Source organism: Pseudoduganella sp. SL102 (assembly GCF_027856995.1).
GTDB classification, from domain to species: Bacteria; Pseudomonadota; Gammaproteobacteria; order Burkholderiales; family Burkholderiaceae_D; genus Rugamonas; species Rugamonas albidiflava.
On record NZ_CP115554.1, the window covers coordinates 2620693 to 2647129 of the forward strand.

The window sequence follows — 26437 nt, forward strand, 5'->3', positions numbered from 1 at the left end:
TCCTCGGGCGTTCCGGGCAAGTGTCAGGGGAAGTCAGGAAGTTACGGCGACCAGTTCGAGTTTCAGTTCATGCATGCCCATCGGCACGTAGATCGAAATCGACTGGGCCTTGAGCATGCGTTCGTACATTTGCCCCTTGGCCTCCAGCGTGAAGTAGACCGTGTCGGGCCGTACGGGGATCGCGGCGGGCACCTGCGGCGCGTGCTGCAGGCGCACGCCGGGCATGGCCGACAGCACGAACTTGTCCACGTCGTCCGGCGCGCCGACCTTGAAGCGCAGCGGCACCGTGTCGATCAGTTCGATGGCTGGCATCGCCGCCGAAACGGCCAGGTAGAACGCCGTCTTGTCGTCGATCTTGCCCGAATCGAGCTTGCCGAGGTGGAAGGAGGGCCGGGTCTCCTCGAGCGCGATGGCGAAGTAGCGCGACGAGATCACGGTGTCGATCAGCTCGCGGATGATCAGGTGCAGCCGCGCGAAGCCGGGGCCCGGGTCCTGGTGCTGGTAAGCGGGCAGGTCGGCCAGGGTCCAGCTTTTCGAGAACGTCATCAGCGCGCCGGCCAGCCCGAGCAGCTGCTCGAACAGGCGCTCGGGGTGCAGCGCCGGATGATGGAAGTAGTGCGTCAGCGATGCGTAAGCCGAGCTGGCGGTATGCAGCAGCCAGAACGACGACATGTCGCCCGAGCGGTATTCGATCACGTTGCGGCTCGGTTCGCGGTGGTGGCCGTACAGCGCGCTCACCTTGGCCTGCAGCGCGTCGAGCAGGCGGCGCAACTGCTGCGCCAGCACGGGCACGCTTTTTACCGACAGGGCCGGCGGCATGAACTCCGGATCGAGCTCGAAGCCGCCGGTGGCCAAGCGGCGCAGGCGCAGCAGCGGGAAGCTGGTGTACGAATCGCGCGGCTCGAACTCGGAGACCAGCCGCACCGATTTCTTCAGGTAGGCCAGCTGCGCTTGCGCCGCCTGGGTGTACAAGTCCGGTGTATCGCGGTTGTCCTGCACGTAGCGGGCGCTGTCGAGCACCTGGCCCGGCGGGCAGAAGTTGCCGCCGAAGGGCTTGAAGGCGGGCAGGGCGGCGTAGAACGTCACGTTCTGCTGGCTCTGCAGCATGCCCGACAGGTCGACACTGGGCGGCAGCGCATCGGCCGCCGGCGCGTCGACCAGCTCGCCGTCCTGGAAGCGCAGCGACAGCTCGAGCACGCGCAGCACATTGTTGGCCAGCGCATCGGTATCCACGCGCAGGTGATTCACGCCCCATGCGTACGGATGCACCGCACTCAGGCTGTGGTGCAGCCGGTGCTCGTGATACTGGTCCTGCTGCTGGAAGTGCTGCGGGCGCAGGAAAAGGCCCTCACCCCATAAAACTTTGCTCGTCATGCGATCGCTACCCGGTTAATTGCCTATTGACCAAATTCTGAAATTGGCGGAACAATAACACTTTTGTGGGGCTTTCAGGAATAGTGTGAGTATTCAAACGTGCGCGTGTACCAGAAAGTGAGAATGTGTGAGATTCAATTGAGTTCTACAGTCCTAACTTTTCTGTTATTGTGCCGCCTATTCCGAAGTATTGAATTAAATGCAATTACGACTTGTTACAACATCGGGGATTTTGAATGACCATCAGTAAGCATCTCTCGCGTGCCGGCGCTGCCGCCGCATTGGCCGCGGCGTTGTCCGCCTGCAGCACCACGCCGCCAGCCCTGCCACCGGTGCCGACCCTGCAGCAACTGATGTCGGATGCCAGCAAGGCCGCCGACAGCGGCAACAAGGAACAGGCCGTTACGCTGTGGAAGCAGAGTGCCGTCGCGTTCCCGTCCGAGAAAACGCCGTGGATCCACATCGCCCAGACCCGCTACGAGGCTGGCCAGTACGGCGATGCCATCCAGGCTGCTCTCGAAGTGCTGGTGCGGGATCCCAACGATCAGCTGGCCAACAGCATCATCGCCATCAGCGGCCTGCGCCTGTCGACGCGCGCGCTGAATGACCTGAGCCGGCAGAATGGCCTGTCGGGTTCGGTCAAGAGCGAATCGCAGGACCTCGCCAAGCTGCTGCGCGAAAGCCTGGGCGAGACCGTACTGGTGCCGCCGCCACCACCACCGGCCGTGCGCGAACAGCGTCCGGCCCGTACGGCGAAGAAGGGCAAGACCGCCAAGCCGGCCAGCGGCGCGAGTGCCGGCGCCAATCCGTTCGACGCGCTGAAGTAAGCCTCAATACGACTCATCAACAAAGGAATTCTCATGTCTAAATCAGAAAGTGTGCAAAAGCGCCTGCAGAAAGTCCGGGCCCCTCGGGTGCAGATGACGTATGACGTTGAAATCGGCGATTCCATCGAAAGCAAGGAACTGCCATTCGTGATGGGCGTGGTCGGCGATTTCGGTGGCAATTCGGAAGTGGAACAGAAACGCCTCAAGGAACGCGCCTTCGTGAATGTCGACCGCGATAACTTCGACGAAGTTCTCAAGGGCGTGCAGCCGCGCGCGACTTATCAGGTTGAAAACACCCTGGCCGGCGATGACAGCACGTTCGCGGTGGACCTGAAATTCAATTCGCTGGACGACTTCCGCCCGGAAGCGGTGGTGCAGCAGGTCGAGCCGCTGAGGAAGCTGCTCGAAGCGCGCACCAAGCTGGCCGACCTGCGCAACAAGCTGGCCGGTAACGACAAGCTGGAAGACCTGCTCAACGACGTGTTGAACAGCACCGAGAAACTGGCCGAGCTGGGCCAGCAAGCCAACACCAAGAAAGACTGACCATGTCCGCACAACTGAACACCGAGGGCGCCGCCGCCGCCCCCCAGGAGGTCGCGCTGCTCGACCAGATTGTCGAGGAAAGCCGGGTCGCCCGCTCGAGCACCGAGCATGAGCGCGCCAAGGACCTGATTACCGAACTGGTCCACCAGGTCATGGAAGGCACCGTGGTCGTGTCGGACAACCTGGCCGCCACCATCGATGCCCGCGTGGCCGAGCTGGACGAGATGATCTCGCAGCAGCTGTCGGCCGTGATGCATGCGCCGCAGTTCCAGAAGCTGGAATCGAGCTGGACCGGCCTGAACTACCTGGTCAAGAACAGCGCCACGGGCCAGAACATCAAGATCAAGATGCTCAACGCGACCAAGAAGGAACTGGTCAAGGACTTCCAGAGCGCGATCGAGTTCGACCAGAGCACCATGTTCAAGAAGGTCTACGAAGAAGAATTCGGCACCTTCGGCGGCGCCCCGTTCGGCGCGCTGATCGGCGACTACGAGATCACCCGCCAGCCGGAAGACATGTACTTCATCGAGCAGATGTCGCACGTGGCCGCGGCCGCGCATGCGCCGTTCATCAGCGCCGCCTCGCCGGAACTGTTCGGGCTGGACAGCCACAGTGAACTGGGCCGCCCGCGCGACCTGGCCAAGCTGTTCGACACGATGGAATACTACAAGTGGAAGGCATTCCGTGAGTCCGAGGATTCGCGCTATGTCGGCCTGACGCTGCCGCGCTTCCTGGGCCGCCTGCCGTACAACCCGGCCGATGGCGCCATCACCGAAGGCTTCAACTTCGTCGAGGACGTGGACGGCACCGATCACCAGAAATACCTGTGGTGCAATGCCGCCTATGCGTTCGCCAGCAAGCTGACCGGCGCGTTCGAGAACTATGGCTGGTGCGCGGCGATCCGCGGCGTGGAAGGCGGCGGCCTGGTCGAAGACCTGCCGACCCATACCTTCAAGACCGACGAAGGCGAAGTGGCGCTCAAGTGCCCGACCGAGATCGCCATCACCGACCGCCGCGAGAAGGAACTGTCGGACCTCGGTTTCATCTCGCTGGTCCATTGCAAGAACACCGACTACGCGGCCTTCTTCGGCGCGCAGTCGGCGCAGAAAGCCAAGAAGTACGCCTCCGACGCGGCCAACGCCAACGCGGTGCTGTCGTCGCAGCTGCAATACATCTTTGCCGTGTCGCGCATCGCCCACTACATGAAGGCGATGATGCGCGACAAGATCGGCAGCTTCGCCGCCGCTTCCAATGTCGAGGATTTCCTGAATCGCTGGCTGACCCAATACGTGCTGCTGGACGATAACGCCAGCCAGGAACAGAAGGCCCAGTTCCCGCTGCGCGAAGCCACGGTGCAGGTCTCCGAAGTGCCGGGCCGCCCGGGCGTGTACCGCGCCGTGTCGTTCCTGCGTCCGCACTTCCAGCTCGACGAGCTGTCCGTTTCACTCCGTCTGGTCGCGGAGCTTCCATCGACCAAAGCGTAATTTACAACCACCACCACTGAAAGGAACAACATGGCAATCGACGTATACCTGCAGATCGACGGTATCAAAGGCGAATCGGCTGACTCCAGCCACAAGGACTGGATCGAAGTGAAATCCGTGAACTGGGAAGTGCTGCAGCCGAAATCGGCAACGGCATCGACCGGCGGCGGCCACACTGCCGAGCGTACCGAGCACCGCGACATCGTGATCTCGAAGCTGGCCGACCTGGCAACCCCGCTGCTGCTGCAGAATTGCTCTTCGGGTAAGACGCTGCCAAAGGCAAAGTTCGAATTCCTGCGTGCTGACGGCCAGGGCGAACGCGTCAAGTACTTCGAGATCGAACTGGAAAACGTGCTGATCTCGAGCGTTGCTCCATCGGTCGACCCAGGCGACATCCTGACCGAAGACGTGAAACTGAAGTACTCCAAGGTCAAGTGGAAGTACACCCAGCAGAAGGTCGGCGGCGGCACGGGTGGCAACACCTCGGGCGGCTGGGACCTGTCGACCAACAAGGTCGTCTAAGCGTCGCCCAGCGAGGTGCCAGTGCAAGGTTTCACGCCAGGCCTGTTTGACCGCCTGATGGATGCGCCCGTCAACGGCGCCTCGCACGCAACGGTAACGAGATTGTCGGTCGAGGACCTCAAGGAACTCGTGGCCCGCGATCTCGAAGCGTTGCTCAACACCCGCATAGCACTGCCGGATGAACTGCTCGAGCAGTTCCCGCAGTGCCGTCGTTCGCTGGTGACCTACGGCCTGCAGGATTTCGCGGGCCGTTCGCTGTCGAGCTTCGACGACCGGGCATATATCTGCGCCTGCCTCGAGCAGGCCATCGCGCGCCATGAACCGCGCCTGCGCAACGTACGGGCCACGCTCGAACTGCGCGAGGACGCGGTCAATTGCCTCAATTTCGCCATCACCGCGCTCCTGGTCGTCAATCCGGCCCAGGAACCGGTCAATTTCGACGCCATCCTGCAACCCACCAGCCAGCATTACACGATCAGCAAGGCGCGCCGGCCAGGATCGGCAGGAGCATGAGTTGGAAGAGTTACTCCCGTATTACGAACGCGAGCTGGGATTCCTGCGCCGCTATTCGCGCGAATTCTCCGAGCGTTACCCGAAGATCGCCGGCCGCCTGCTGATCGGCGGCGAGGTCTGCGAAGATCCCCATATCGAACGCATGATCCAGGCGTTCGCGTTGCTCAATTCGCGCATTTCCAAGCGGCTGGACGACGATTACCCGCAGTTCACCGAAGCGCTGTTCGAGGTGCTGTACCCGCACTACCTGCGGCCTTTTCCATCGTGCTCGATCGTGCGCATGGACTACGCCAGCCACGCCGCGCAGTTGACGGGCGTGTCGGAGATCGCGCGCGGTACCCGCCTCACCACCCGCAAGGCCAAGGGCGCCGCGTGCACGTTCCGCACCGCCTATCCGGTGACGATCGCGCCGATCGCGCTGAGCCGCGCCGTGTTCGCGCCGATCATCGATGCGCCCGACATGGTGCGCCTGCCCGCGGGCGTCACGTCCGGCATCAGCATCACGCTGTCGTCCACCGCCAGCCAGGTGCCGCTCGGCCAGCTCAAGCTGGGCAAGCTGCGTGTCTTCCTCGATGGCGAGGCCTCGTTCTGCGCCGCGCTGCGCGATGCGCTGTTCATGCGCACGCAGGCGGCGTACGTGGAAGAGGGTCATAGCGGGCGCTGGATCCCGCTGGGCAGCGTGCCGCTGGCTCCGGCCGGCTTCGGCGAAGACGATGCGCTGATCGATTTCTCGGCGCGCTCGCATACCGCCTACCGCCTGCTCACCGAATATTTCTGCTTCCCGGAGAAGTTCAACTTCGTCGACATCGACGTGGCCGCGCTGACGGCGCTGATCCCGTCGGGCACGCGCGAGCTGACCCTGCACCTGGCCCTGTCGGGCCTGCGCACCGATTCGGATACCTCGCGCATGCTGGGCAGCCTGTCGACCAACAACCTGCTGCTGGGCTGCACCCCGGTGGTCAACCTGTTCAAGAAACGCGGCGAACCGATCCGCCTGACCCACACCAAAGCCAGTTATCCGGTGCTGGCCGATGCGCGCCGGGCCTTTGCCTACGATGTCCACGCGATCGACTCGGTCAAGCTGGTGCGCCAGACGCCGCAGGGCGAATCGGTGATCGAATTCCGCCCGTTCTACTCGCTGCGGCACGGCCAGACGCCCGAGAAGAACGGGCACTACTGGGTGATGCGGCGCGACCAGGATGCGGCCGACAAGCACCCCGGCTACGGCACCGAGGTGTCGATCGTCGACATCGACTTCGATCCGGCGGCGATCGAGACCGATACGCTGAGCCTGGAGCTGACCTGCACCAACGGCAACCTGCCGGCCACGCTGACCTACGGCCTGCCGGGCGGCGACCTGTTCATGGAGGGCGGCGCGCGGGTGTCCGCCATCAGTTTCCTGCGCAAGCCCACCCAGTCGCATCACTTCGCGCGCGGTGCCGGCGCGCACTGGCGCCTGATCTCGCACCTGTCGCTGAACCACCTGTCGCTGGCCGACGGTGGCGTGGAAGCCTTCCGCGAGATGCTGGCCATGTATGATCTGCCCCGTTCGCCGGCCTCGCAGCGCCAGATCGGCGGCATCGCGCAGGTGGCGCACAAGCCGGCCAACGCCTGGTTGCCCGGCAATCCGTTCGCCTGCCTGGTGCGCGGCATGGAAGTGCGCCTCACGGTGGACGAGGAAGCCTTCGTCGGCAGCGGCATCCACGCCTTCGCCCACGTGATCGAATGCTTCCTGGGCCTGTACGTGCATGCCAACAGCTTTACCCAACTCGTCATCGTGTCGTCCAAGACTGGAGAAGAATTATTGAAATGCAGCCCGCGCAGCGGCGATTTGAGCCTGCTGTAATCGAGCGCCTGTTCGCGCAGCCACACCGCTTCGAGTACTTCCAGGCGGTGCGCATGTTCGAGCTCTGGCTCAAGCGCCATGGCCGGGTGCGCGAAGGGGCGGTCGCCAACTTCCTGCGCTTCTCGAACTCCACGTCGCTGGCCTTTCCGGCCAGCGAGCTGGAAGCCATCCAGGCCGAGCCGCGCGAGGCCGGGCTGAAACTCGGCCTGGACCGGCATTCGCTGGGCGCCGCGTTGCGCGATGCCACCCTGCGCTACGTGCGCATCACGCCGGCCTTCATGGGCCTGCTGGGCGGCATGGGCGCGCTGCCGGCGCACTACACGGAACGCATCGCCTCGCACATGATCACCACGCGCGACGACGGCCCGCGCGCGTTCCTGGACACCTTCTCGAACCGCGCGCTGGCGCTGTTCTATGAAGCCTGGCGCAAGTACCGGCTGGAGCTGAAGTACCAGATCGACGGCAAGGACGGCTTCCTGCCGCTGCTGCTGTCGCTGGCCGGCGTTGGCCAGCCCTCGCTGCGGCGCCGTTTCGCCGACGGCGAGCATGGCGAACTGCTGGACGAATCGGTGGCCTATTTCGCCACCGCGATGCGCCACCGGCCCGCGTCGAGCGTGCAGATCGCCCGCGTGCTGTCCGAGTACTTCGGCGTGCCGGTCAAGACCGAGCAGTTCATCGGACGCTGGTACGACATGCCCGCGGCGCAGCAAAGCCGGCTGGGCTTCGGCAACGCCGTGCTGGGCGCGAGCGCCATGGCCGGCGCGCGCGTGTGGCAGCGCGACCTGCGCCTGCGCCTGCTCATCGGCCCGCTCAAGCGCGCCCGCTTCGAAGCCTTCCTCCCCGGCGGCAAGGCGGCGCGCGCGCTGGCCAGCATGCTGTCGATGATGACCGGCGTCTCCCTCGAATACGAGGTGCAGCTGGTGCTGTGCGCAAAGGAAGTGGAGGGCGCCACGCTGTCGGAAACGCGCAGCGGCGGCCGGCTGGGCTGGGATACCTTCCTGGTCACCGGCGACAAGTCGCGCGACCGCGACGATGTGCGCTACGACGTCCATGCGCTGTAGCGCACGTGCACTGGTTCACGCATTTTGCTTCACGTAGTTAGTTTTCAACATCAACACCTGACATGACAAGGGACCACCCGCATGAGCCTGAACCTCAAGACGCTGATCGGTAAGCTGAACGACACCTGCCGCACGGCCGCCACCCGGGCCGCCGGCCTGTGCGTGTCGCTCGGCCAGTTCGAAGTCGACCTGGAACACCTGTTCCTGGCCCTGCTGGAGCAGCCAAAGAGCGACTTCGCCATCATCGCGCGCCAGAGCGGCATCAGTGCCGGCATGCTGGAAGCGGACCTGCAGGCCGAGGTGGCGCGCTTCAAGAACGGCAACGCGCGCACGCCGGTATTTTCCGCGCGCCTGCCCAAGCTGTTCGAGCACGCCTGGCTGATCGCCTCGCTCGACATCCCGAATGGCCGCCCGGCCGAGATCCGCAGCGGCCACCTGCTGCAGGCGCTGCTGACGGACGCCGAGCTGTCGCAGCTGGCCTACCGCGGCTCGAAACTGTTCGACAAGTTCGACGTCGACCAGATCAAGCACAATCTCGACAAGATCGCCGCCGGCTCGCAGGAAGCCGCGCCGCCCCAGGCCCAGGCGGACGCCCGCGCGCAGGCGCACGGCAGCGACCCGGTCGGCGAGATGTCGGCCACCACGCCGTCGAAGACGCCGGCGCTGGACCAGTTCACCACCAACCTCACGCAGCGCGCGCGCGACGGCAAGGTCGATCCGGTGATCGGCCGCGACACCGAAATCCGCCAGGCCATCGACATCCTGATGCGCCGCCGCCAGAACAACCCGATCCTCACCGGCGAGGCCGGCGTGGGCAAGACCGCCGTGGTCGAAGGCCTGGCGCTGCGCATCGCCACCGGCGACGTGCCCGATGTGCTGAAGGGCGTCGAGATCCACACGCTGGACATGGGCCTGCTGCAGGCCGGCGCCTCGGTGAAGGGCGAGTTCGAGAACCGCCTGAAGAACGTCATCGACGAGGTCAAGAAGAGCCCGCACGCGATCATCCTGTTCATCGATGAGGCGCACACGATGATCGGCGCGGGTGGCCAGGCCGGCCAGAACGATGCCGCCAACCTGCTCAAGCCGGCGCTGGCGCGCGGCGAGCTGCGCACCATCGCTGCCACCACGTGGGGCGAATACAAGAAGTACTTTGAAAAGGATGCGGCGCTGGCGCGGCGCTTCCAGGTCATCAAGGTGGAAGAGCCCAGCGAGGAGCTGGCCTGCGCCATGTTGCGCGGCATGGCGCCGCTGATGGAAAAGCATTTCGGCGTGCGCGTGTACGACGAGGCGATCACCGAGGCGGTACGGCTGTCGCACCGCTACATCAGCGGGCGCCAGCTGCCGGACAAGGCCATCAGCGTGCTCGATACCGCCTGCGCCAAGGTGGCGCTGGGGCAGAATGCCACGCCGGCCCTGATCGAGAACCTGGCGCGCCGGCTGGAGCGCATCGATGCCGAAGCGGCCGCGCTGCAGCGCGAGCAGAGTTCGGGCAGCGGCCATGCCACCCGGCTGGCCGAACTGGAAGAAGCCCGCGCGGCCGCATCCGGCGAGCATGCCAGCCTGAGCGAGCGCTGGGAAAAGGAAAAGGCGCTGACCGAACGCATCATGCAGGGCCGCCGCACGCTGGAAGAAGCGGGCGAGGGCAATGCCAGCGCCGGCAACGACGTGCAGGCGCTGGTGGCGGAATTGCGCGCGCTGCAGGGCGAAACGCCGATGGTGCCGGTGCAGGTCGACGGCCATGTGGTCGCCGAGATCGTCGCCGGCTGGACCGGCATCCCGCTCGGCAAGATGGTCAAGGACGAGATCAAGACGGTGCTGAACCTGAAGGACCTGCTGGAAGAACGCGTGCTGGGCCAGCCGCACGCGATCGAAGCGGTGGCGCAGCGCGTGCGCACCGCCCGCGCCAACCTGGACGATCCAAACAAGCCGAAGGGCGTGTTCCTGTTCGTCGGCCCGTCCGGCATCGGCAAGACGGAAACCGCGCTGGCGCTGGCCGACGTGCTGTATGGCGGCGAGCGCAAGCTGGTCACCATCAACATGAGCGAATACCAGGAGGCGCACAGCGTCTCCGGCCTCAAGGGCTCGCCGCCGGGCTACGTGGGCTACGGCGAAGGCGGCGTGCTGACCGAGGCGGTGCGCCGCAACCCGTACAGCGTGGTGCTGCTCGATGAAGTGGAGAAGGCCCACCCGGACGTGCTGGAGCTGTTCTTCCAGGTCTTCGACAAGGGCGTGATGGACGATGCCGAAGGCCGCGAGATCGACTTCCGCAACACCATCATCATCCTCACCTCGAACGTGGCGTCGAGCACCATGATGCAGGCTTGCCTGAACAAGAGCGAAGAAGAGATGCCGGCGCCGGACGCGCTGGAAGAACTGATCCGCCCGCACCTGATGAAGCAGTTCAAGCCGGCGTTCCTGGGCCGCCTGAAGGTGGTGCCGTACTACCCGCTGTCGGACGACGTGCTGGTCGAGATCATCGAGCTGAAGCTGAAGCGCATCGCCAAGCGCATCGCCGTCAACCACAAGGCCGAGTTCTCGTACGACGAGGCGCTGGTCGAAGCCGTGCTGGCGCGCTGCACCGAAGTCGATTCCGGTGCCCGCAACGTGGACAACATCCTCAACGGCACGCTGCTGCCGGAAGTGGCGGAATCGGTGCTGGCGAAGATGGCCGAAGGGGCCAGCATTTCACGCATCGCCGTCACCGCCGACCAGCAGGGGCAGTTCAGCTATGTGATCGAGTAAGCCCGCGGCTTGGGCGCACTGGTGTCGAACAGTTTTTTCGGGCGCTGTATCCGGAAAAAGTGTGCGACACCGGTTTGCCCCGCCGGCACTTGTATCAGCGCCGAGCCAGAACCATCAAGCACGCTCCCACTGCAGGATCACCTTCTCCCTGCCGCCAGCCATCGCATCGAACTCCGGCAGCAGCGCCACCGACTCCCCCCGCACCGCCAGATACCGCCCCAGCCCACGTTGGTAGATCACGGTCGGCTGATCCAGCTTGATGTCTCCCTGTCCGATGACGAAAGTTTCGTCCGTCACCGCGTTCCAGAAGAGTGCGATATCGATCTTCCCGAACTGGTTTGACTTGTGGTTCAGGATCCACCAGTCGCCGTGCCCCTGGCGTACGCCGAGGTTACCGAAGGTGGAGTAGGGCGTGCCACGGGCCATGCCCGAATGGCCGAAGTGCTTCAGCAGGCAGGTATCGTGCGCCATCGTGGCAAAGTCCAGCCGGTGCATGCGCAGGTGCGACTTCGTGCCGGTGAAGAACACCACCGTTTCGCCACCCAGGGCGATCACGCCTTCGGCCAGATCGTAGAGAGGCTTCGGAAGCCGCAGGAAGTCCGCTGCCGTGATGGGCCCTTCCGCAATGGCAATGTGCGCGTCGCCGTCAACGATCACGCAGCGCGCCGCATCGCCGAACGGGAAGACGTGCAGCTCCTTGCGTGAGCCGTACCAGCTTTCCGACGCGCCCGCTGAAAGGCCCAGGACTTCGTATGCCGGCTTGCCATGCGCATCCGTCTTGTCGCACACATGGATCGCCTGGCCGCACATCCATTTCACGCCATCGTCGTGGCCCGGAATACTGGCGCCATCGCAAAGCCAGGCCGGCGTCCAGGCCTGCAGGTCGTCGATCCGTGCCAGCCTGAATGCCGGTGCGCCGCCCCCTTTCGGTTCCATGCAGGTCCAGATGTCGCGTTCCCCATCCCGGTGCAGGTGCCGCCAGCGCCTGGCGAAATCGGCGTTCTCCGCGAAGCCCGGCAGCGGCAGTTTCACCGGCGGCCAGCGGGAGAAATCAAAGAAGGTGCCGTTGTCGGTGTGATCGGAATATGGCGAGCGCAGCAACGAAATGCCGCGATCGATGTCGATGTCTGGTTCTGCGGGGAGGTCGACGATTTCCACGGCGAGCGTTCGCCTTGCGTTCGCTGACCTGGCAGGTGCCGCGTTCGTCGGCTGGATGCGGCGCAGCTGGGGCATGAAATGCCGCGTTTCCTCTGGATCAGCCTGGAAGCCCTCGGTCCAGCTGACTTTGAAGGCTTCGACTCCTTCTGTCGGCACCACCGCCATGTGCACGGTGTCCTCGGCGCAATCGACCTGCCACAGCTCCAGCCCATCCGCGGAAATCAGGTTTGCGAGCGGCTGGAAACTGTGCTTGGCCAGGTCGTTGGTGAATGCGTCGGCCAGGGCCTCGAAAGAGTCCGAATAGAGGCAAGGGTAGTCGAACGCTTCGCGCACCAGCAACAGGAAATAAGAGCCGGTGCTGCTGGCATCAAACGAAATGATAGGCAAAGGCATAGGCATTGATGAATAGATCACGGCGATTGGCGACGTGGCAGGGCTTCACCCAATGAAGCGCCAGACTGTCAGACCATAGACCGATCCCGTATGCGGCATCGCTTGTTGTTCGCTTAGAGTGATTGTTCGTGGCGGCGTGTCCAGCGATTGCCAGTCGCCTCCCTTCGGACACGGGTCGCCAGCTTTAGCGCGCAGTTCTCCTTCCACGGGGCCGGGAAACCCTCTGGGCTCGTATGCTTCTGTACTCTGACGCGCAAAATCAACGAGATCAGCCGGGTAGAACTGCGCGTGCCGATATGGGGTGTCATCAATGTCAAGAGCAATCGTAATGGCTGCCGCTTCCCAGCTCCAGTAGCCCTGGAATACCGATCCTCGCTTATGACTGTCAAAATATGGCTCTCGCCGGCTTGCTTCGTACCAGTCCTCAAGATATTCAGCTACCAGTGCGCTGCGTTCGCTGGCAGGGGCAGTGAAAATCCTGATCGTGTTGTAGTACGGGAGATGGCGGGTACATTCATCTGGCAGATCAGTACGGTCTGCCAGATATCGGGAAAGTATACGCTCGAGCATGCCATCCCTGTCCGGATTATTGTAATCGATTATTTTTGGAATTTTGTAGAGAAGATTCTTCCATCCGAGCAAAATGCCAAACGCCACCAGCCGATTTGCGTAGGAAAAGGGCAGGTCTTTGAGAGGTATATGGGCAGAATGCGATGATTGACCGGTTTCTGTTTCGTTATGCAGGACCGAGTAATGTGCGTAGCGCTCCCAATCTGCAAGAACAGTCGGATAATATGATCGCAGTTCGCTCAGCTCGTGACCGGCACTATATGCTCGGGTCAAGAGTTCCAGACGTGACTGAGCACTTTGATGTGTGGCAGCACGGAAATTGGCAACGGGAATTTTGGCCAGTTCCTCAGGGTCCTTTTTTAACGAAGCTTCCAGAATTTCCAGTCCACGTGTCGTCAGGTCAAAATTGCTCGAATAGACCTTGTAGTCCATCAGTTTCTCTCGCCTCGACGAGAACTCTTCCAAAGATAATTTTTGCATACTAGGAGTGCAGGATATTGTCGGGTAAGGTTAGTGTGATCTGAATATTATGCGTGGCACCCTTGGATTGCTGGTGTATGCGCAGCTGGCGTCCAGTCACGAGGCAAATCCATCGATGGTATGGGGCCGGAGCGTTTGGATTAGCCACCTGCGAGAATCGGTAGAGCGTGATCGCTTCTCTGAGCGCTTCTCCATCTTCGATCAGTTCCTCCTTTTCGAGCCGGCTCTGGATCCAGTCATGGCTCATCTGAGTCGCGAGCCCGGTCGGTGTGCCATGCTTGTCGATGCCTGGCTTGTTGACGCCCTTGCGCACGATTTCTTCCGCTTCGGGTGACGTTCCGACGCCTACGTTCCGATTTGCCAGCTCGTCCCTGCCCGTGCTATCGAAAATATTCGGTTTCCCACTTGACGGAACAGGATTGGCTGCCTCGTCCGCTCTCAATGCGTTGAACTGTGCCGCAAGATCGGCTGGCAAGGCAGCAATCAATGTGAACGAGTCGAAGATGCTGGACTTGGTTTCACCAACGACGAATTTTTTTTCCGTGGCGGTAACGTTCTGCCATAGATGGTCCATGCCATTGTGCGGAGGACTGGTTTCTTCGGTAAGGCGACCATTATTGTTGATTTTTTTATAATTCCGGTGCTTTCTCCTTACACAATAGTCAGTGATATGTTCAGCCGGGATTCCAGTTGACCACTTTTGTTTTTTGGGCTCGGCCTTCTTCTTCGTACTGGTGGATGTCGAGTTCGGCGATGTACGCGGCAGTTTCTCATCTGCGGCGCGCTTGGCTGCGAGCCTTCGCTGCACTCGTTGTGCGGCGGCGCGCTGTTGTTGCAACGTGGGGGCGCGCTGTGGCGCCGCAGTGCGACGAACAGGCGGCGTAACTGCTGCGGTGTTACGTGGTAGCTGATCTCCCATCATCCGCCGGTGCATCGACCTCAGTTCCGCAAAAGCCTGGTCGATCATTTGCGGTCCCCGCCGCCGAACGGCCTGTAGTTCAGCAATCACTTGCGCGACTTCGCGCCGCCCAGCCACGACCTTCACGACCCAGCTGTCGATGCCGTCGATGAACGCATCCACGCTACGCAGGAACAGCGACTTCGACTGGGCCGCCAATGTTGCCCAGTTAATGTTACGCATGTAGCGCTCCACATTTCCCCGAAGCTTTGGCGATACAGCTTCCAGGACCCGCCCGAAGCTTTTCCCCTGCTTCATCAACTTGAAGCCGACCTTCAACGCATCGCCCAGAGCCGGGATGCACCCGATCAAATTGATGGCCAGGTTGACCCACGCACTGACGCTGGCAGGAGACTTGACGACGACGATGATCCCGATGACCAGGTCGCGGGCGTCCATGGCCTGTCCAACGCCAGGGACGACGCCAAGGATGCCAGTCACGATGATGTGCGAGGGCGAGGAGCCCGCGCCGCTTACCAGGTCCATTAGCCAGGTGCCGATACCGTTATTCGCTTGCCTGATGGCGCGTGTGGCGGGCGTGGCTGCACTCATGCCTGATCTCCCGGGCCGGTTTCATTGTCGTGGATGTCCCGGTAACTGCGTTCGTCTGCCTGGGCTGCGTTCGTTACCTCTTCATCATAGACATAGTCGTTCATATGGTAGTCATAGTCGAGTTCACTGGAGCCGTCACCTTCCGTTACGTCCACCCAGTCCGCGTCCATGTCCTCGATCTCGTCCGGGAAGAAATTCGACTTGTAGTACTCTGCTTCCTGGGCCAGGTATCGTTCCAGCAGCCGCTGCGCCTCCTCGTCCGACTTCGGCTTGCTGCCGGCCAGCGCGTTGGGCTTCTGTTTCTTGCGTGGCTGCGCATCGCGCTCGTCCTCGCCGAACGTGACCGACGCGCCGGTGGCCGGCACGTTCTCGAGCCGCGCGAAGCCATTCGCATCGAGCTTGCCGCTGCGGCTGGTGCCGTTATCGAACAGCACCTTGTATGGTGCCCCGACCATCGGCTGCAAGTCGTCCCAGCGATAGTTCAGCTCAAGGAAATTCTCGACCTGGCCCGGTTTCGGCAGCGCCGGCAACGATGGCGCTTCGCTCTTCGGTCCTGCCAGCTCCTTCATGCTTGCCTTGAACGACATCGTTCCCGGCCCATGCACCTCGATATTGCCGCCCGATAGCCTCAGGTAAGCGCCCTGTGCCGTCAGCAGCACGTGATCCTTCGCCGCCACGGTGACGCTGCTGGCCACGCTGGCGACGGTAACGGTCTTGTCCGCGGTCAGCCGTGTCGGGCCGGTCTGGCTCTGGCTGCTCACCTTGCCGCTGGCCGCGTGCAGCCGGATGCCGGTTTCCTGGTTCGGCTTCGTGGCCGCGCTGGCTTTGCCGTAGGTGAACAGGCCGATGCCCGCCTTGACCGCATGGGTGAGGTTGCGCTGCGCGGCCAGGTTGATGTCCTGGCCCGCGCCGACGCTCGACACGGTGCCGGCACCCACCACAGCGGAGGCCGGTGTAAGGGCAGCGATGCCCGCGGGGGACGATAGTTGCAGCTGCGCTTCGCCGTACTCGGCTGCCAAGCCGCCACCGCCCTGGTCGCCGCCGGTACCCGCCGTGGTGGCGCCCAGCGCTTCGCAAGTGGCGGCCAGGGCTGCGACCGCGGGCAGCTCTTCCGGCGTCCTCTCGTCCGGCAATTTCGCGTTGTGCTTTTGCGCCGTGTCCGCCAGCGCGGACAGCAGTTCCTGGCTGTTCGCCACCTGCGATAAAGCCGGGCCCGCCTCCATCGCGGACATCCCGGCGCTGGCGCTGTCCGTGGCCAGCAGCATCCCCCGCGCGGCCCGGAGTGCCACGCTGTGCTCGGTCTTCAGTTCCGCGCCGAAACCGACAGCGTCGAGCCGTGCGTTGTCGGCCTGGTGGCGCAACTGGCCGAGGTTCAGTTCCGCCGTGCCCTGGTGAGGCTCGGCATGTCGCTGCAAGGCTATCCGCGGCTGGCCGGGGCTGTCGTCGAACACCAGCTGACTGTAGGCGCCCGCACCGCCGGCGCTGCTTTGCAATGCCTGGCTCTTGAGTCCGGACAGCACGGCGGCGTGGGCGTGGCCACCGTTTTCGCCCGGGAACCAGACCGCGGCATTGCCGGTCGCCGCACCGGCGCCTTGCGTCACCCGGTTGGCTTGCGCATCGGCCTCGCCCTTGCCGTTGTAGACCGCGCCGATGACGATCGGCCGGTCGATATTGCCGTCAATGAAATCGACCAGCACTTCCTGGCCCACGCGGGGCAGGGCATGGCTGCCCCAGTTGGCCCCGGCCACCGGCGCCAGCGGCGTTGCCACGCGCACCCAGGTGCACGCCCGGTCGTCGGCAGGCGCACCCGAGTGGCCTTCCGGCGCCGGGTGGTCGAGCCGGCCATGGCTGGCGGTGCCGCGCTGCCAGTGGAATTGCACTTTTATGCGGTGGTCGCGGTCGGTATGGACCGGCGTGCCGGGCGGTCCGACCACCACCGCGGTTTGCTGGCCCCGCACGGTCGGGCGCGGATGCAACAGGCGGCCATGTCCATCTGCGTGGCTGCCGCGGTAGGGCACGCTGGCGCGGATGGCATCGAAGCTGTTGCGGTACACGGGCCTTTCGCTGATGCGCTTGCCCGTGGCGTGCAGGCTGTGCGCCAATGCGCGTGCGTTGAGGGCGGCAACCGGATCGCCGCCGAGGCGCTGGGTCAGCTGCGCCGTGATCTCGGCCTCGAGGTTGCTGTGCGCAAGGTGGCGCACCCGCACGATCAGGAAATCGTCCCGGCCATCGTAGCGGCTGTGCTCCAGCAAGGTAAACGTGGTGCCGGGCGCAAAGCTGCGCACCGTACCGGCGCCCACGTGTACTTCCTTTTGCGCTTCCAGCGCCTGCAGTTGGCGCTCGGCAATGCGTTCGCCGTGTTCCTGCGTGGCATAGGCATAGGCGCCGGGAACATCGCTGCTGCGCAGTTCGATGCCGGTGGCAGCCGAAGCGGAAGCGGTACGTACCGTACGTGTGCGGTAATCCCAGCTGCGCACGTCGATGGCGTTGGACAACAGCCGCGTCTCGGTGCGCCACCGGTCGATGCTGTCCGCTGTCATCACGGCGCCGGGCTGCGTGAAGCGCACCGCCCCCTGAGCATTCGGCGCGAATGCGTCGTTGCTGTCGCCGATCACCAGCGTATGGCTGCCGAGCGAGGGGCTGCCGGCATCGCGACCATGTTCGAAAAAGGTGAACAGGCCTTCCTCGCTCATCAGCCGCTGCACGAATGCCCAGTCGCTTTCCTGGTATTGCGTGACCAGGCTGCGCACCGGGTATTGTTCCCGATCCGCGTCGATGCGCCAGGCGGGAACAAGCATGCCTTTGCCGTTCCAGGCGGCAAATACGGTATCGATAATGTCCAGCACCGATTTGTCCTGGAACACGCGGCTGTCGCGGCCCAGCGCCAGGAACGCCGTCCACGGTTCGATGACCAGCCGGTAGCGCGCCAGCCCGCCATTGGCGCCGCACAGTTCGGCGGCGGTCACATGGCCGTGGAAGTGGCGCGTCGATTGCCCGGGGCCCGCCTGCAGCGCCAGCAATGCCGGCTGGCCGAGCAGGGATCTCAGGCTCAGCGCGGCGTCCGGCGACAGGGCCGACACCTGCAGCCGGAAGCTGCTGTCGAGCCCTTCCTCGCCGTGCAGCGATTCGGCCAGCAGCACGTCCGTGCCCAGGGGAGTATGGAGGTGGAGCAACCGGCTCGACTGGCTCAGTCCGGTCAGCGCAGCCAGGACCGCTTGCGCAAAGGATGGATCGCTGGTTGGATGCATGCGAAGCGCGTCAGCGGGTGCTGACCTGAGGGTTAGGTTGCGGTAAGTGTCGAGCCAACCCCGCCATTACACCCCAGAAGTATTTTTAAGACAACCCCGGTCCGGTTGAAATCACCGTCACTCCGACCCCGGCTGCACCCCCAGCAACTCCTCGATATGCGCCAGCGAGGCCGAGTCCTTGACCACGGAGCGCAGCCACGTGTGCAAGTCCTGTTCGCCGGCCTTGGCAGCTTTCTCGGCATAGTACGAGACCGGGCTGTGCGGCTCGGTGCGCCGGAAGAAGTCGGCGATGGCGCGCAGCTGGGCGATGGCCTGCTGGCGCGTGTGGATCGCACCAGGCGGGCCGCTCTGCGCGGGTGCCGCCATGGCCTGTTCGCCGCCGCCGATGACGATGCCGCTGTCCACGGCCTCCGGCGCGGCTTCCTCGACGGGCGCCGGCACCAGGGACTGGATGTCGCGCAGCGCATCGCGCGCGCCGACGAAGCCCGGCGCGTCATTGCCCAGGCGCTGGTCGGCCACCCGTTCCAGCTCCAGCAGCGCCTCCACGCACGCCTGCGCATCGGCCGCGAAGGCGCGGCGGAAGGCCGGCGAGGTGGCGCGCTTGGCGGCATCCAGTTCGGCGATGCGGCGTTCGTCGCCGCCTTGCCGGCGCGCGCTTTCGAAGTCCACCGCGGACCAGCCGCCGCCATTGCCGTCCGTGAGCGGCATCTCGCGCACCAGCGGCTTGATGCGGCCCAGCAGCCAGCCCAGCGTGCCGATGCGGCGTTCCTGGTCGCCATCTTCCGCTTCCGGATACAGTCCCTGGTCCCAGAAGCGCTCCAGCAGGCCGGCCATCACGCGCAGGCCTTCGGCCAGTCCGCGCAGGCGGTACTGCTTGGCGGCGGCTTCGGTCAGCCAGCCGGCCAGGCGCAGATCCTTGCTCGACTTTTCCAGCAGCCCGGCGCAGCTGCGCACCACGAATTCCCAGTCCGCTTCCTTCAGGTCGGTCACCCATTCGCCCTGGTCGAGCGACGGGTCGTCGAAGGTGCGGGCGTGGGCGATGGCGTCCAGCTCCGGGGAGAAGGACAGGTCGGCGCCGGCCGGCTGGTCCGGGCTGATCGGCTGCAGTAACTGCTCGGCTGAAAACATTGCTTGGTTCCTCATGCGTCGTGACCGCGCTTACTGCGCGATGCGGAATTCGATGCGGCGGTTGCGCGCGCGGCCTTCGGCCGTGTCGTTGCTGGCGATGGGGCGGTCGGCGCCCTGGCCGGAGGCGGTCAGCAGCTCGCCGTTGATGCCGTTGGCCGACAGGTAGGCCTTGACCGCTTCGGCGCGTGCCTGGCTCAGGCCCTGGTTGGTGGTGCGCAGGCCCTGGTTGTCGGTATGGCCGATGATCTCGATCTTGCGCTCCTTCAGCTTCTTCATCGCGGCCAGCATCTCGTCGAGGATCGCGCGCCCGGCCGGCGTCAGCGTCGCCTTGCCGCTCTCGAATTCCACGGTGCGGTTGGCCAGCGTGCTGTCGAGGATGCCCTGGTCGGCGCTGAAAACGCGCAAGCCGTTGTTGACGGTGTAGGTGGGATTCAGGCTGGTCGCCACGTCGCTGGCGATCTTCTGGCGCTGCGCCTCGTTGGCCACCTCGCCGCGCAGGCTGACGGTGGTGCCGTCGATCTTGAGCTGGCCGCGGCTGATCTGCTTCAGGTCCGGCGTGAGCAGCTTTTGCACATAGCCGTTCCAGTTGGCCGGGGTGGCGACCTGGCCGATGTCGATCTGGTCGACGACGCGGTCGGCACCGTAGATTTCGCGCAGGCGCGCCAGCACGGCGGCCTTGGTGGCTTCATCCGGCACGGTGCCGGCGACGGCGACCTGGCCGGGCTGCGGGGCGGCCGTCTGCGCGAGGGCCGGGCCGAAAGCAGCGCCCAGGGCGCAGGCGAGGAAGAGAGGGATCAGTCGTGACATCATCAGGTTCCAATAAAGGCCGTGCACAGCGAATCGAGCGCGGACTTGAGGGACAGGTCGGGCTGGGAAAGATAGGTGGACAGTTTCTTGACGGCGTAATCGTCGTTCACCTGGTCTTCCACCCAGTCCAGTTCATCGAAGGCGATGTGGCGTTCCAGGCCGGCTTGCGGATCCATGATGGCCTGCAGCGTGTGCGCCGAAGCGCCGGAGAAGCCGAGCACCAGGGCCGGGCGGCCGTCCAGGCGGGCGATGAACAGGGCCAGCTCGAAATCGGCGCGCGCCAGGAACGGCGTGACCAGGTGCATCCAGAACGCCGCCACCAGGCTGCGGTACATGGGATCGGCCGGCAGCGGCAGCAGCAGGCTCTTTTCCAGCCGGCTGGAGCTGCTGGCCATCACCGGCTGCAGCAGCATGCCCAGTGCCAGCAGGATCTGCCGCACCGATCCCGCATAGCCGCCGCCGGCCAGCTGCGCCTGCAGCGAACCCACCGTCTGCAGTTCGAGGAAGTCGGCGAACGCCGCGCCATAGGCGGCGGTGCGCAGGTCGAGCTCGATGGCCTGGCCGGCCGCGGCCTGCAGCGGGGCGCTGGGATCTTCCGCGCTGACCACGCTGTGGCTGAGCGCCGCCAGCCGGCTCCACAGCCGGTTCAGCACCAGCGGCGCATCGCTGACGAAGGCGGCCGGCTCGGGCACTTCCATGGTGCTCATCATCAGGAACGGGAAGCGCCGCTGCGACTGGTCGCTGCTGGCCACGATATGGCCGGCAATCGCATGGCGCCGGCGCGGGCCGATGATGGCGAAGTCCAGCGGTGCCACGGCATCGTAGCTGAGCTTCCAGCGCGCGTCGGCGCTCATCAGGTCCATCGCCTTGGCCAGCCAGTCGTCGAGCAGCTTGATCAGGGCAGGGTTGTCGCTGCCCTTGACGAAGTCGCCACGGGTGGGGATCTTGCCGAAGTAGCCGATGGTGGCGGCGGTGGTGGCTGTGCGGCTCATTGTGCTGCTCCTTCCACTGCGCCCGCCGCCGCGGAAACGACCGGGGCGGGGACGATGATGGTTTCCGGCAGGCGCAGGCGCTTGAAGCCCTGGCCCGGCTGCGGCGTGGCCGCGACAGGCGCCGGCTTGGTGGTGCCGATGATCTTCAGGTTGGCCGTCACCGTCACGCCCGCGTTGCTCCAGTTAAGCTCGAACACGCCATTGTCGCGGCGGTTGCGCGAAGCCGTTTCCACCATCTTGCGCAAGCCGTTCGGGCCCTGCTCGTTCAGCAGCACCACGCTGTTGCCCTGCGGCGTGATGGCGGTGATGCGCGCGCCCGGCGTGCCGCGCGCGTTCGGCCACACCATGTGCACCCAGGGCTGGGCCTGGCCGCGCCAGCGCAGCGCCTGGCCATCGATCTCGATGGTGAATTCGCTGGCGCCGATCGCGCGCAGCGCCTGCAGGTCGAACATGGTCTGCTCGACGGACGCTGTCGCCGCGGCGGTGGCAACGCCACCCTCGGACAGCGGTGTGACCTAGGCCGGGAAGCTGGCCAGCACCGCCGGCGACAGGTTGATCCCCATATTGGCCCAGGTGCGGGCGCTGAGCGCGTCGCCGCGCCGCACCACGAGCGGGCCGATGGTGGTGTCGAAGAACTTCGCGATGGAGCCTTGCGGGCCGAACACCTGGCCGATCTCGGCGTTGGTGGCTTCCTGCCGCGATTCGAGCGAGAACGGGTACTTGGCCACCAGGTTCTGGCGGAATGGCGTGAGCACCTGCGCCGCCCACACCTTGTCGATCTCGATCTCGGTCGGCTTGACGATCACGGCGAAGCTTTGCATCAGCGGGCGCACCAGCAGCGCGCGCACGGCCTGCTTCTGGGTGTCGCTCATGCCGGTCAGCATCTGCTCGTCGACGTACTTCAGCGCGTCGGCCAGCTCGGAGCCGTTGCCATCGAGGGTTTGCTGCATCAGCTGCTTGGCGCCCGGGCCCGTGTCGCCCTGGTTCTTGATGGTGTTGAAGCGGCTGCGCAGCTTCGACAGGTGGCCCATGTAGCCGCCCATCAGCGAAGCGTTGTTGTCCTTGGCGACGACCATGCGCGCCACGCCGGCAAACTCTCGGCCCACCGGTCCCAGCGGCAGGTTGGCATTCTTCGCGGTGCCCGATGCCGGGATGTTGATGTTTACGCGCGACGGGGTCTGGCGCAGGATCGTTTCACGGAACCAGGCGGCGATGCCTTTCTGCGCCTGGGCGATGCCGGCATCGGCCAGCGTCGGGTTGTCCCACGACGTCTGTTCGTAGACCACGGTGACCAGCTTGCCGATCGGCGAAATCTGCGGATCGCCCAGCCGGTTCATGGCGGCGGCGGCGGCATCGAATCCGGACAGGTCGCGGATGGTCACGCCCTGCAGGAAGCGCTGCCATTCGCGCGCGTATTCGGTCTTGTACAGGTCCACCAGGCTTTTCTGGATCTGCTCCGGCGAGCCTTCCAGCGTCAGGTCGTCCTTGGCCGAGGTGCGCAGCACCCAGTCGGCGCTTTGCAGTTCGCGGTTGGCGGCATCGCGGAACGCGTCGCGCACGAAGCCTTCCCACGCTTCACGGGTGAAGGTGCCCGGGATGGCATAGCTGCCCAGCACCAGTTCCTTGTCCTGTTCGCCCACGATGCGGGCCACCGTCATCGTCGGGAAGCGGGTCGCGGCGCGCGCCTTCACGTCGGCATACACGCGTTCGCGTGCCGGCATGCCGCGCACTACGCGCTTGAGGCTTTCACGCGTCTGGTCGACCAGGGCCAGCTTCGGTTCCAGGCGCGGCCAGGACACATCCTGGATCTGCGCGAGGTGGAACGTGATGATGCGCTCGGCGCCGCGGATCATCTGCTCGCGCGACATGGCGCCGCGGTTGGCATCGAGCCAGCCGCGCCAGAAGCGCGTCAGCTGGTCGTTCAGGTGCGCGCCTTCGGCACGCGCCGGATCGGCCAGCATCAGGTAGGTTTTCAGCGCGTTGTACGCATCCTCGCTGCTGGTCGGCGAGGAATCCTTGAATTGCTGGGCGGCTGCCTGCACCGTGGGGGCGGCGCCGGCGCCGGCGGCGGCAGTGCCAGCGGCCGCGCGCGTCTCCGGCTGCAGCTGGGCGGCGTTGCGGTTCACTTCCGCCAGGTAGCCTTCCAGTGCTTCGCCGACGGGTTTGAGCATCACCTCGCGCACGCCGCTGAAGTATTCCTCGCGCAGCTTGCGCTCCAGCTTTTCGCCCTGGTACAGGCCCAGGCTGAGCGACAGCGGACGGTTTTCCCGGTAGCTTTCCAGCTGCTCGATGCGGTCCTGCAGGATCTGCAGGGCTTCGAAGCGCGACTGCAGGTCGAGGCGCTTGTCCTGCACGCGCGCGGCCTGGGCCAGGTCGGCCTCGACGTTGGCCACCAGCTGGCGGTTGTTCACGTACGACCAGCTCCAGCCACCCAGCGCCAGGCCGGCGATCGCGGTGGCGGCGAAGAAGGCCGCGTAGCGCATGCGCGTCTTGGCCGGGCTGGCGTACTGCGCGACCAAGTCCTTGTCGGCGAAGATCACCTTGCGGAACAGGTTGAGCAGGAAGTAGCCCTGCTGCTGGTGCGATTCCTCGTGGTGGTCGTTCTTCAGGCGGATATCGAAGCGCTGCGCCACGCGCTTCGACGACGCCGACACCGGCGCGCCTTCCTGCAGCGCGCTGGTGAAGTAGAAGCCGCGGAACACGGGCTTGAACTGGAACGGGTTTTCCTCGAACAGGGTGGCGATGAAGGAGCGCAGCGGCGCCTTGATGGTGGAGAACTCGAGCGGGAACGTGAACACGCCCGGCGGCATGCGCTCGCGGCGCTGCAGCGACATGTTGGCCGCGCTCATGTCCTTCAGGCCTTCGTACAGTTCGTCGAAGCGGGCGTCGAACTGGTCCAGCACGTGCTGGCCGCCGGCGTTCTGGTGGTAGGGCAGGGTGGCGCCCCAGACGCGATCGCGCTCCGTGCGCTCGGCGTCGTGGAAGAATTCGGAGAAGCCGGTGATCAGGTCGGCCTTGGTGAACACCACGTAGACCGGGGCGTGCACTTCCAGCTTCTCGGTCAGCTCCTGCACGCGCTGGCGCAGGTTCTTGGCCAGGTTGATCACGAACTCGGGCCGGTTGCCGGTCAGTTCGGCCACGCTGGCGGCGATGATGACGCCGTTGATGGGCGCCTTCTTGCGGTATTTCTTGAGCAGCGACAGGAAGCCGAACCACTCGGCGCGGTCTTCGTCGGCCACCGAGTAGCGGCCGGCCGTGTCGATCAGGATGCCGTCGGTGGTGAAGAACCAGTCGCAGTTGCGCGTGCCGCCCACGCCCTGCACGATCTGCGAATCGGCAAACGGGAACTGCAGGCCGGAGCTGGCGATCGCCGTGCTCTTGCCCGCCGCCGGGTTGCCGATCACCATGTACCAGGGCAGTTCGTACAGCGCCGCGTCGCCCGACAGGTGGCCCAGCTTGGAACCCTTGATGGTGGCGATCGCATCGAGCATGCGCTGGCGGATCGCTTCCTGTTCCTGGCGCTGGGCGGCGTTGGCCTGCGGCGCGGCGACCACCGCCTGCTGCTCCAGCATTTCACCCAGTTCGGTGGCGGCATTGCGGTCGCGCCACCAGCGCCATGCCCACACGGCCGCGCCGATCGCGAGAGCCAGCACGAACAGCCCCACGGCCCACGCTGTCGGCAGGCCGAGGAGCCGGGTGGAGATCCACAGCAGCGCAGCCAGGGCGAGATAGCCGGTGGTGGCCAGGCTGGCGCGGGTGGTCAGGAATTGCCAGATAGTGTCAATCATCGTAAAACTCGTCAGGGTTCAGCAAAGGGGCTCGGCAACCAAGCTGGGTGGGTCGGTCAGGCAGTGCCGGTCAGGCTGGCTGGACCGGCGGGCGAACCAGCACGGCACTGCGGTAATGCGGGTCTTCGTTGCTCACGCAAAGCACCGGCGCCTGCCGCTCCAGTGCCTGCTGGTGCGCCAGCGCCAGCGCGGTGACGAAGGGTACGGCACCGGCATGGCCGCAGGCGCCGCCGGTGGCCAGCACGTCGGTGCCGGCATCGAGCTGGGCCAGTTCCTGGTTGGCCAGCTCCATCAGTTCCATCACGCGGCTGGTGCGGTGGCCCGTATCGGCCAGCAGCACCGCCACCTTGGCCGGTGCGACGGCGGCCTGCGTGCAGGCTTGCGTGCCCAGGCTGCGCAGCAGCGCCGCATCTGGCTTGCGCGCGACATCGGCCGAATCGTCGCGCCGGGCCGCCACCGTGTGCAGGTGGACCGGCTCGCTGTCGAAGAGGACGGCCTGGGTCGCGTCGGCCAGCAGCAGGCCGGCCGCGCCTTCGCCAGGGATCAGCCCCTGCTGCCGGTTCGCGCCGAACAGCCGGCCCTCGGCCGCCAGCGCGTTCACGCTGGCTTCGCCGATCTGCGAATCGCAGGACAGCAGCATGGCCAGGGTAGGCGTGCCGGCCGCCTGCGCCGTCAGCTGGATCAGCCAGTTCGACACCGCAGCGCCGGGCGCCGGCTGTGCCGCGATGCTGGTGCTGATCCGGCTTGCCGGCCAGCCGCTTTCGGCGACCACGTGGCCGATCCAGGCGCCGGCGGCGCTGCGCTGCGCTTCGTTCCAGGCGCCCGTGAGCGCGAGAAGAATCTGCAAGGTCGGCAGCGGCGATTTGGGGGCGATCTCTTCAGGCAGTGCGTGCGGATGCGCGCCGGCCCGGTGCGCCAGGTCGGCGGCCACGCCGGTGACCATGCCGAGGGCGCGCCAGTGTTCGTCGCCGAACTGCGGGTCGGGCAGGGCCTGCGCGCCGAGCCACAGGGCGATCGCCTCGCGCAGCTCCGGGCCGGCCGGATCCTCGACCCGCACGCTCATGACCGGATAGCCATCGTCGTCCAGCAATTCGGGATCGAGGTCGCTGCGTGCAAGCTGGTCCACGATGGCTTTGGCCAGTTCTTCCGCCGCGGCGCCGTGGGGCGTGGACAGGGCGGCCGCCAGCAATGCCAGCGACGGCCCGGCCACGGCTGGTGCCGGCATTGCCGCGTCGGCGTTGGCGGCGGCGGTTTCGGGCGCGGCCGGCTTGCGCAGGTGCCGCACCAGCAGCAACGCCGCCAGCAATGCCAGCGGCGCGGCGAGCAGCACGGCCGCCAGCTCGGTGTTCGACGGCGAACGGCCGGTGCCCTGCCACCAGGCGATGGCGCCACCCCAGCACAGGCCGAACACGACCAGCGCCGCCAGGCCGCCTTTCATCCAGGTGCCCATC

17 protein-coding genes and 1 pseudogene are annotated in these 26437 nt (G+C 65.3%); 8 read left to right on the forward strand and 10 right to left on the reverse strand.

Annotated elements, in window-relative coordinates:
- Window positions 1-33: 33 nt before the first annotated feature.
- Window positions 34-1374 (reverse strand): type VI secretion system baseplate subunit TssK, encoded by a 1341-nt coding sequence (gene tssK, locus OU994_RS11235; protein WP_131146836.1) that lies wholly within the window; start codon window positions 1372-1374, stop codon window positions 34-36.
- 236 nt (window positions 1375-1610) lie between these two features.
- On the opposite strand from tssK, the gene OU994_RS11240 reads away from it, so the two are divergent.
- From OU994_RS11240 to tssH, 8 genes are all read left to right on the forward strand, one after another.
- Window positions 1611-2201, forward strand: a complete 591-nt coding sequence (locus OU994_RS11240; RefSeq protein WP_131146835.1) for a M48 family metallopeptidase — start codon at window positions 1611-1613, stop codon at window positions 2199-2201.
- 33 nt (window positions 2202-2234) lie between these two features.
- Complete coding sequence (tssB, locus tag OU994_RS11245) at window positions 2235-2744, forward strand: type VI secretion system contractile sheath small subunit (protein WP_131146834.1); 510 nt, start codon at window positions 2235-2237, stop codon at window positions 2742-2744.
- Window positions 2745-2746: 2 nt separating this feature from the next.
- Window positions 2747-4228 carry a type VI secretion system contractile sheath large subunit gene (gene tssC / locus OU994_RS11250; RefSeq protein ID WP_131146833.1) on the forward strand — a complete coding sequence of 494 codons (1482 nt, stop codon included), beginning with the start codon at window positions 2747-2749 and terminating at the stop codon, window positions 4226-4228.
- Between the two features lie 30 nt (window positions 4229-4258).
- Complete coding sequence (locus tag OU994_RS11255) at window positions 4259-4750, forward strand: type VI secretion system tube protein Hcp (protein ID WP_281610799.1); 492 nt, start codon at window positions 4259-4261, stop codon at window positions 4748-4750.
- Between the two features lie 21 nt (window positions 4751-4771).
- The gene (gene tssE / locus OU994_RS11260) at window positions 4772-5263 is read left to right on the forward strand and encodes a type VI secretion system baseplate subunit TssE (RefSeq protein WP_131146831.1); all 492 of its coding nucleotides are present in this window, start codon (window positions 4772-4774) and stop codon (window positions 5261-5263) included.
- Between the two features lies 1 nt (window position 5264).
- Entirely contained in the window at window positions 5265-7109 is a 1845-nt protein-coding gene (gene tssF, locus OU994_RS11265; RefSeq protein WP_281610800.1) for a type VI secretion system baseplate subunit TssF, read from the forward strand.
- Window positions 7073-8170: a type VI secretion system baseplate subunit TssG gene (gene tssG / locus OU994_RS11270; RefSeq protein WP_281610801.1), complete on the forward strand. Its 1098-nt coding sequence runs from the start codon at window positions 7073-7075 to the stop codon at window positions 8168-8170. The genes tssF and tssG overlap by 37 nt, the downstream gene beginning before the upstream one ends.
- Before the next feature lie 81 nt (window positions 8171-8251).
- Complete coding sequence (gene tssH / locus OU994_RS11275) at window positions 8252-10912, forward strand: type VI secretion system ATPase TssH (protein WP_281610802.1); 2661 nt, start codon at window positions 8252-8254, stop codon at window positions 10910-10912.
- Window positions 10913-11026: 114 nt separating this feature from the next.
- Here tssH and OU994_RS11280 read toward each other — a convergent pair whose 3' ends face one another.
- From OU994_RS11280 to OU994_RS11320, 9 genes and pseudogenes are all read right to left on the reverse strand, one after another.
- Window positions 11027-12463, reverse strand: coding sequence for a hypothetical protein (locus OU994_RS11280; protein WP_281610803.1), 1437 nt, complete (start codon window positions 12461-12463; stop codon window positions 11027-11029).
- 45 nt (window positions 12464-12508) lie between these two features.
- Entirely contained in the window at window positions 12509-13465 is a 957-nt protein-coding gene (locus OU994_RS11285) for a PoNe immunity protein domain-containing protein (RefSeq protein ID WP_281610804.1), read from the reverse strand.
- Window positions 13466-13514: 49 nt separating this feature from the next.
- Entirely contained in the window at window positions 13515-15023 is a 1509-nt protein-coding gene (locus tag OU994_RS11290) for a hypothetical protein (protein ID WP_131146825.1), read from the reverse strand.
- A complete protein-coding gene (locus tag OU994_RS11295) occupies window positions 15020-18271 on the reverse strand; it encodes a type VI secretion system Vgr family protein (protein ID WP_281610805.1) in 3252 nt (1083 codons plus the stop codon). Before OU994_RS11295 ends, OU994_RS11290 begins: the two co-directional genes overlap by 4 nt.
- A gap of 117 nt (window positions 18272-18388) precedes the next feature.
- Complete coding sequence (tssA, locus tag OU994_RS11300) at window positions 18389-19399, reverse strand: type VI secretion system protein TssA (protein ID WP_281610806.1); 1011 nt, start codon at window positions 19397-19399, stop codon at window positions 18389-18391.
- A 30-nt stretch (window positions 19400-19429) separates the two neighbouring features.
- Window positions 19430-20209: an OmpA family protein gene (locus OU994_RS11305; RefSeq protein ID WP_281610807.1), complete on the reverse strand. Its 780-nt coding sequence runs from the start codon at window positions 20207-20209 to the stop codon at window positions 19430-19432.
- Window positions 20209-21198: a type VI secretion system-associated protein TagF gene (gene tagF, locus OU994_RS11310; RefSeq protein WP_131146821.1), complete on the reverse strand. Its 990-nt coding sequence runs from the start codon at window positions 21196-21198 to the stop codon at window positions 20209-20211. Before tagF ends, OU994_RS11305 begins: the two co-directional genes overlap by 1 nt.
- Window positions 21195-24986 (reverse strand): annotated as a pseudogene (gene tssM / locus OU994_RS11315) (type VI secretion system membrane subunit TssM). Before tssM ends, tagF begins: the two are co-directional and overlap by 4 nt.
- 70 nt (window positions 24987-25056) lie before the next feature.
- Window positions 25057-26436, reverse strand: a complete 1380-nt coding sequence (locus OU994_RS11320; RefSeq protein ID WP_281610808.1) for a hypothetical protein — start codon at window positions 26434-26436, stop codon at window positions 25057-25059.
- Window position 26437 lies beyond the last annotated feature (1 nt).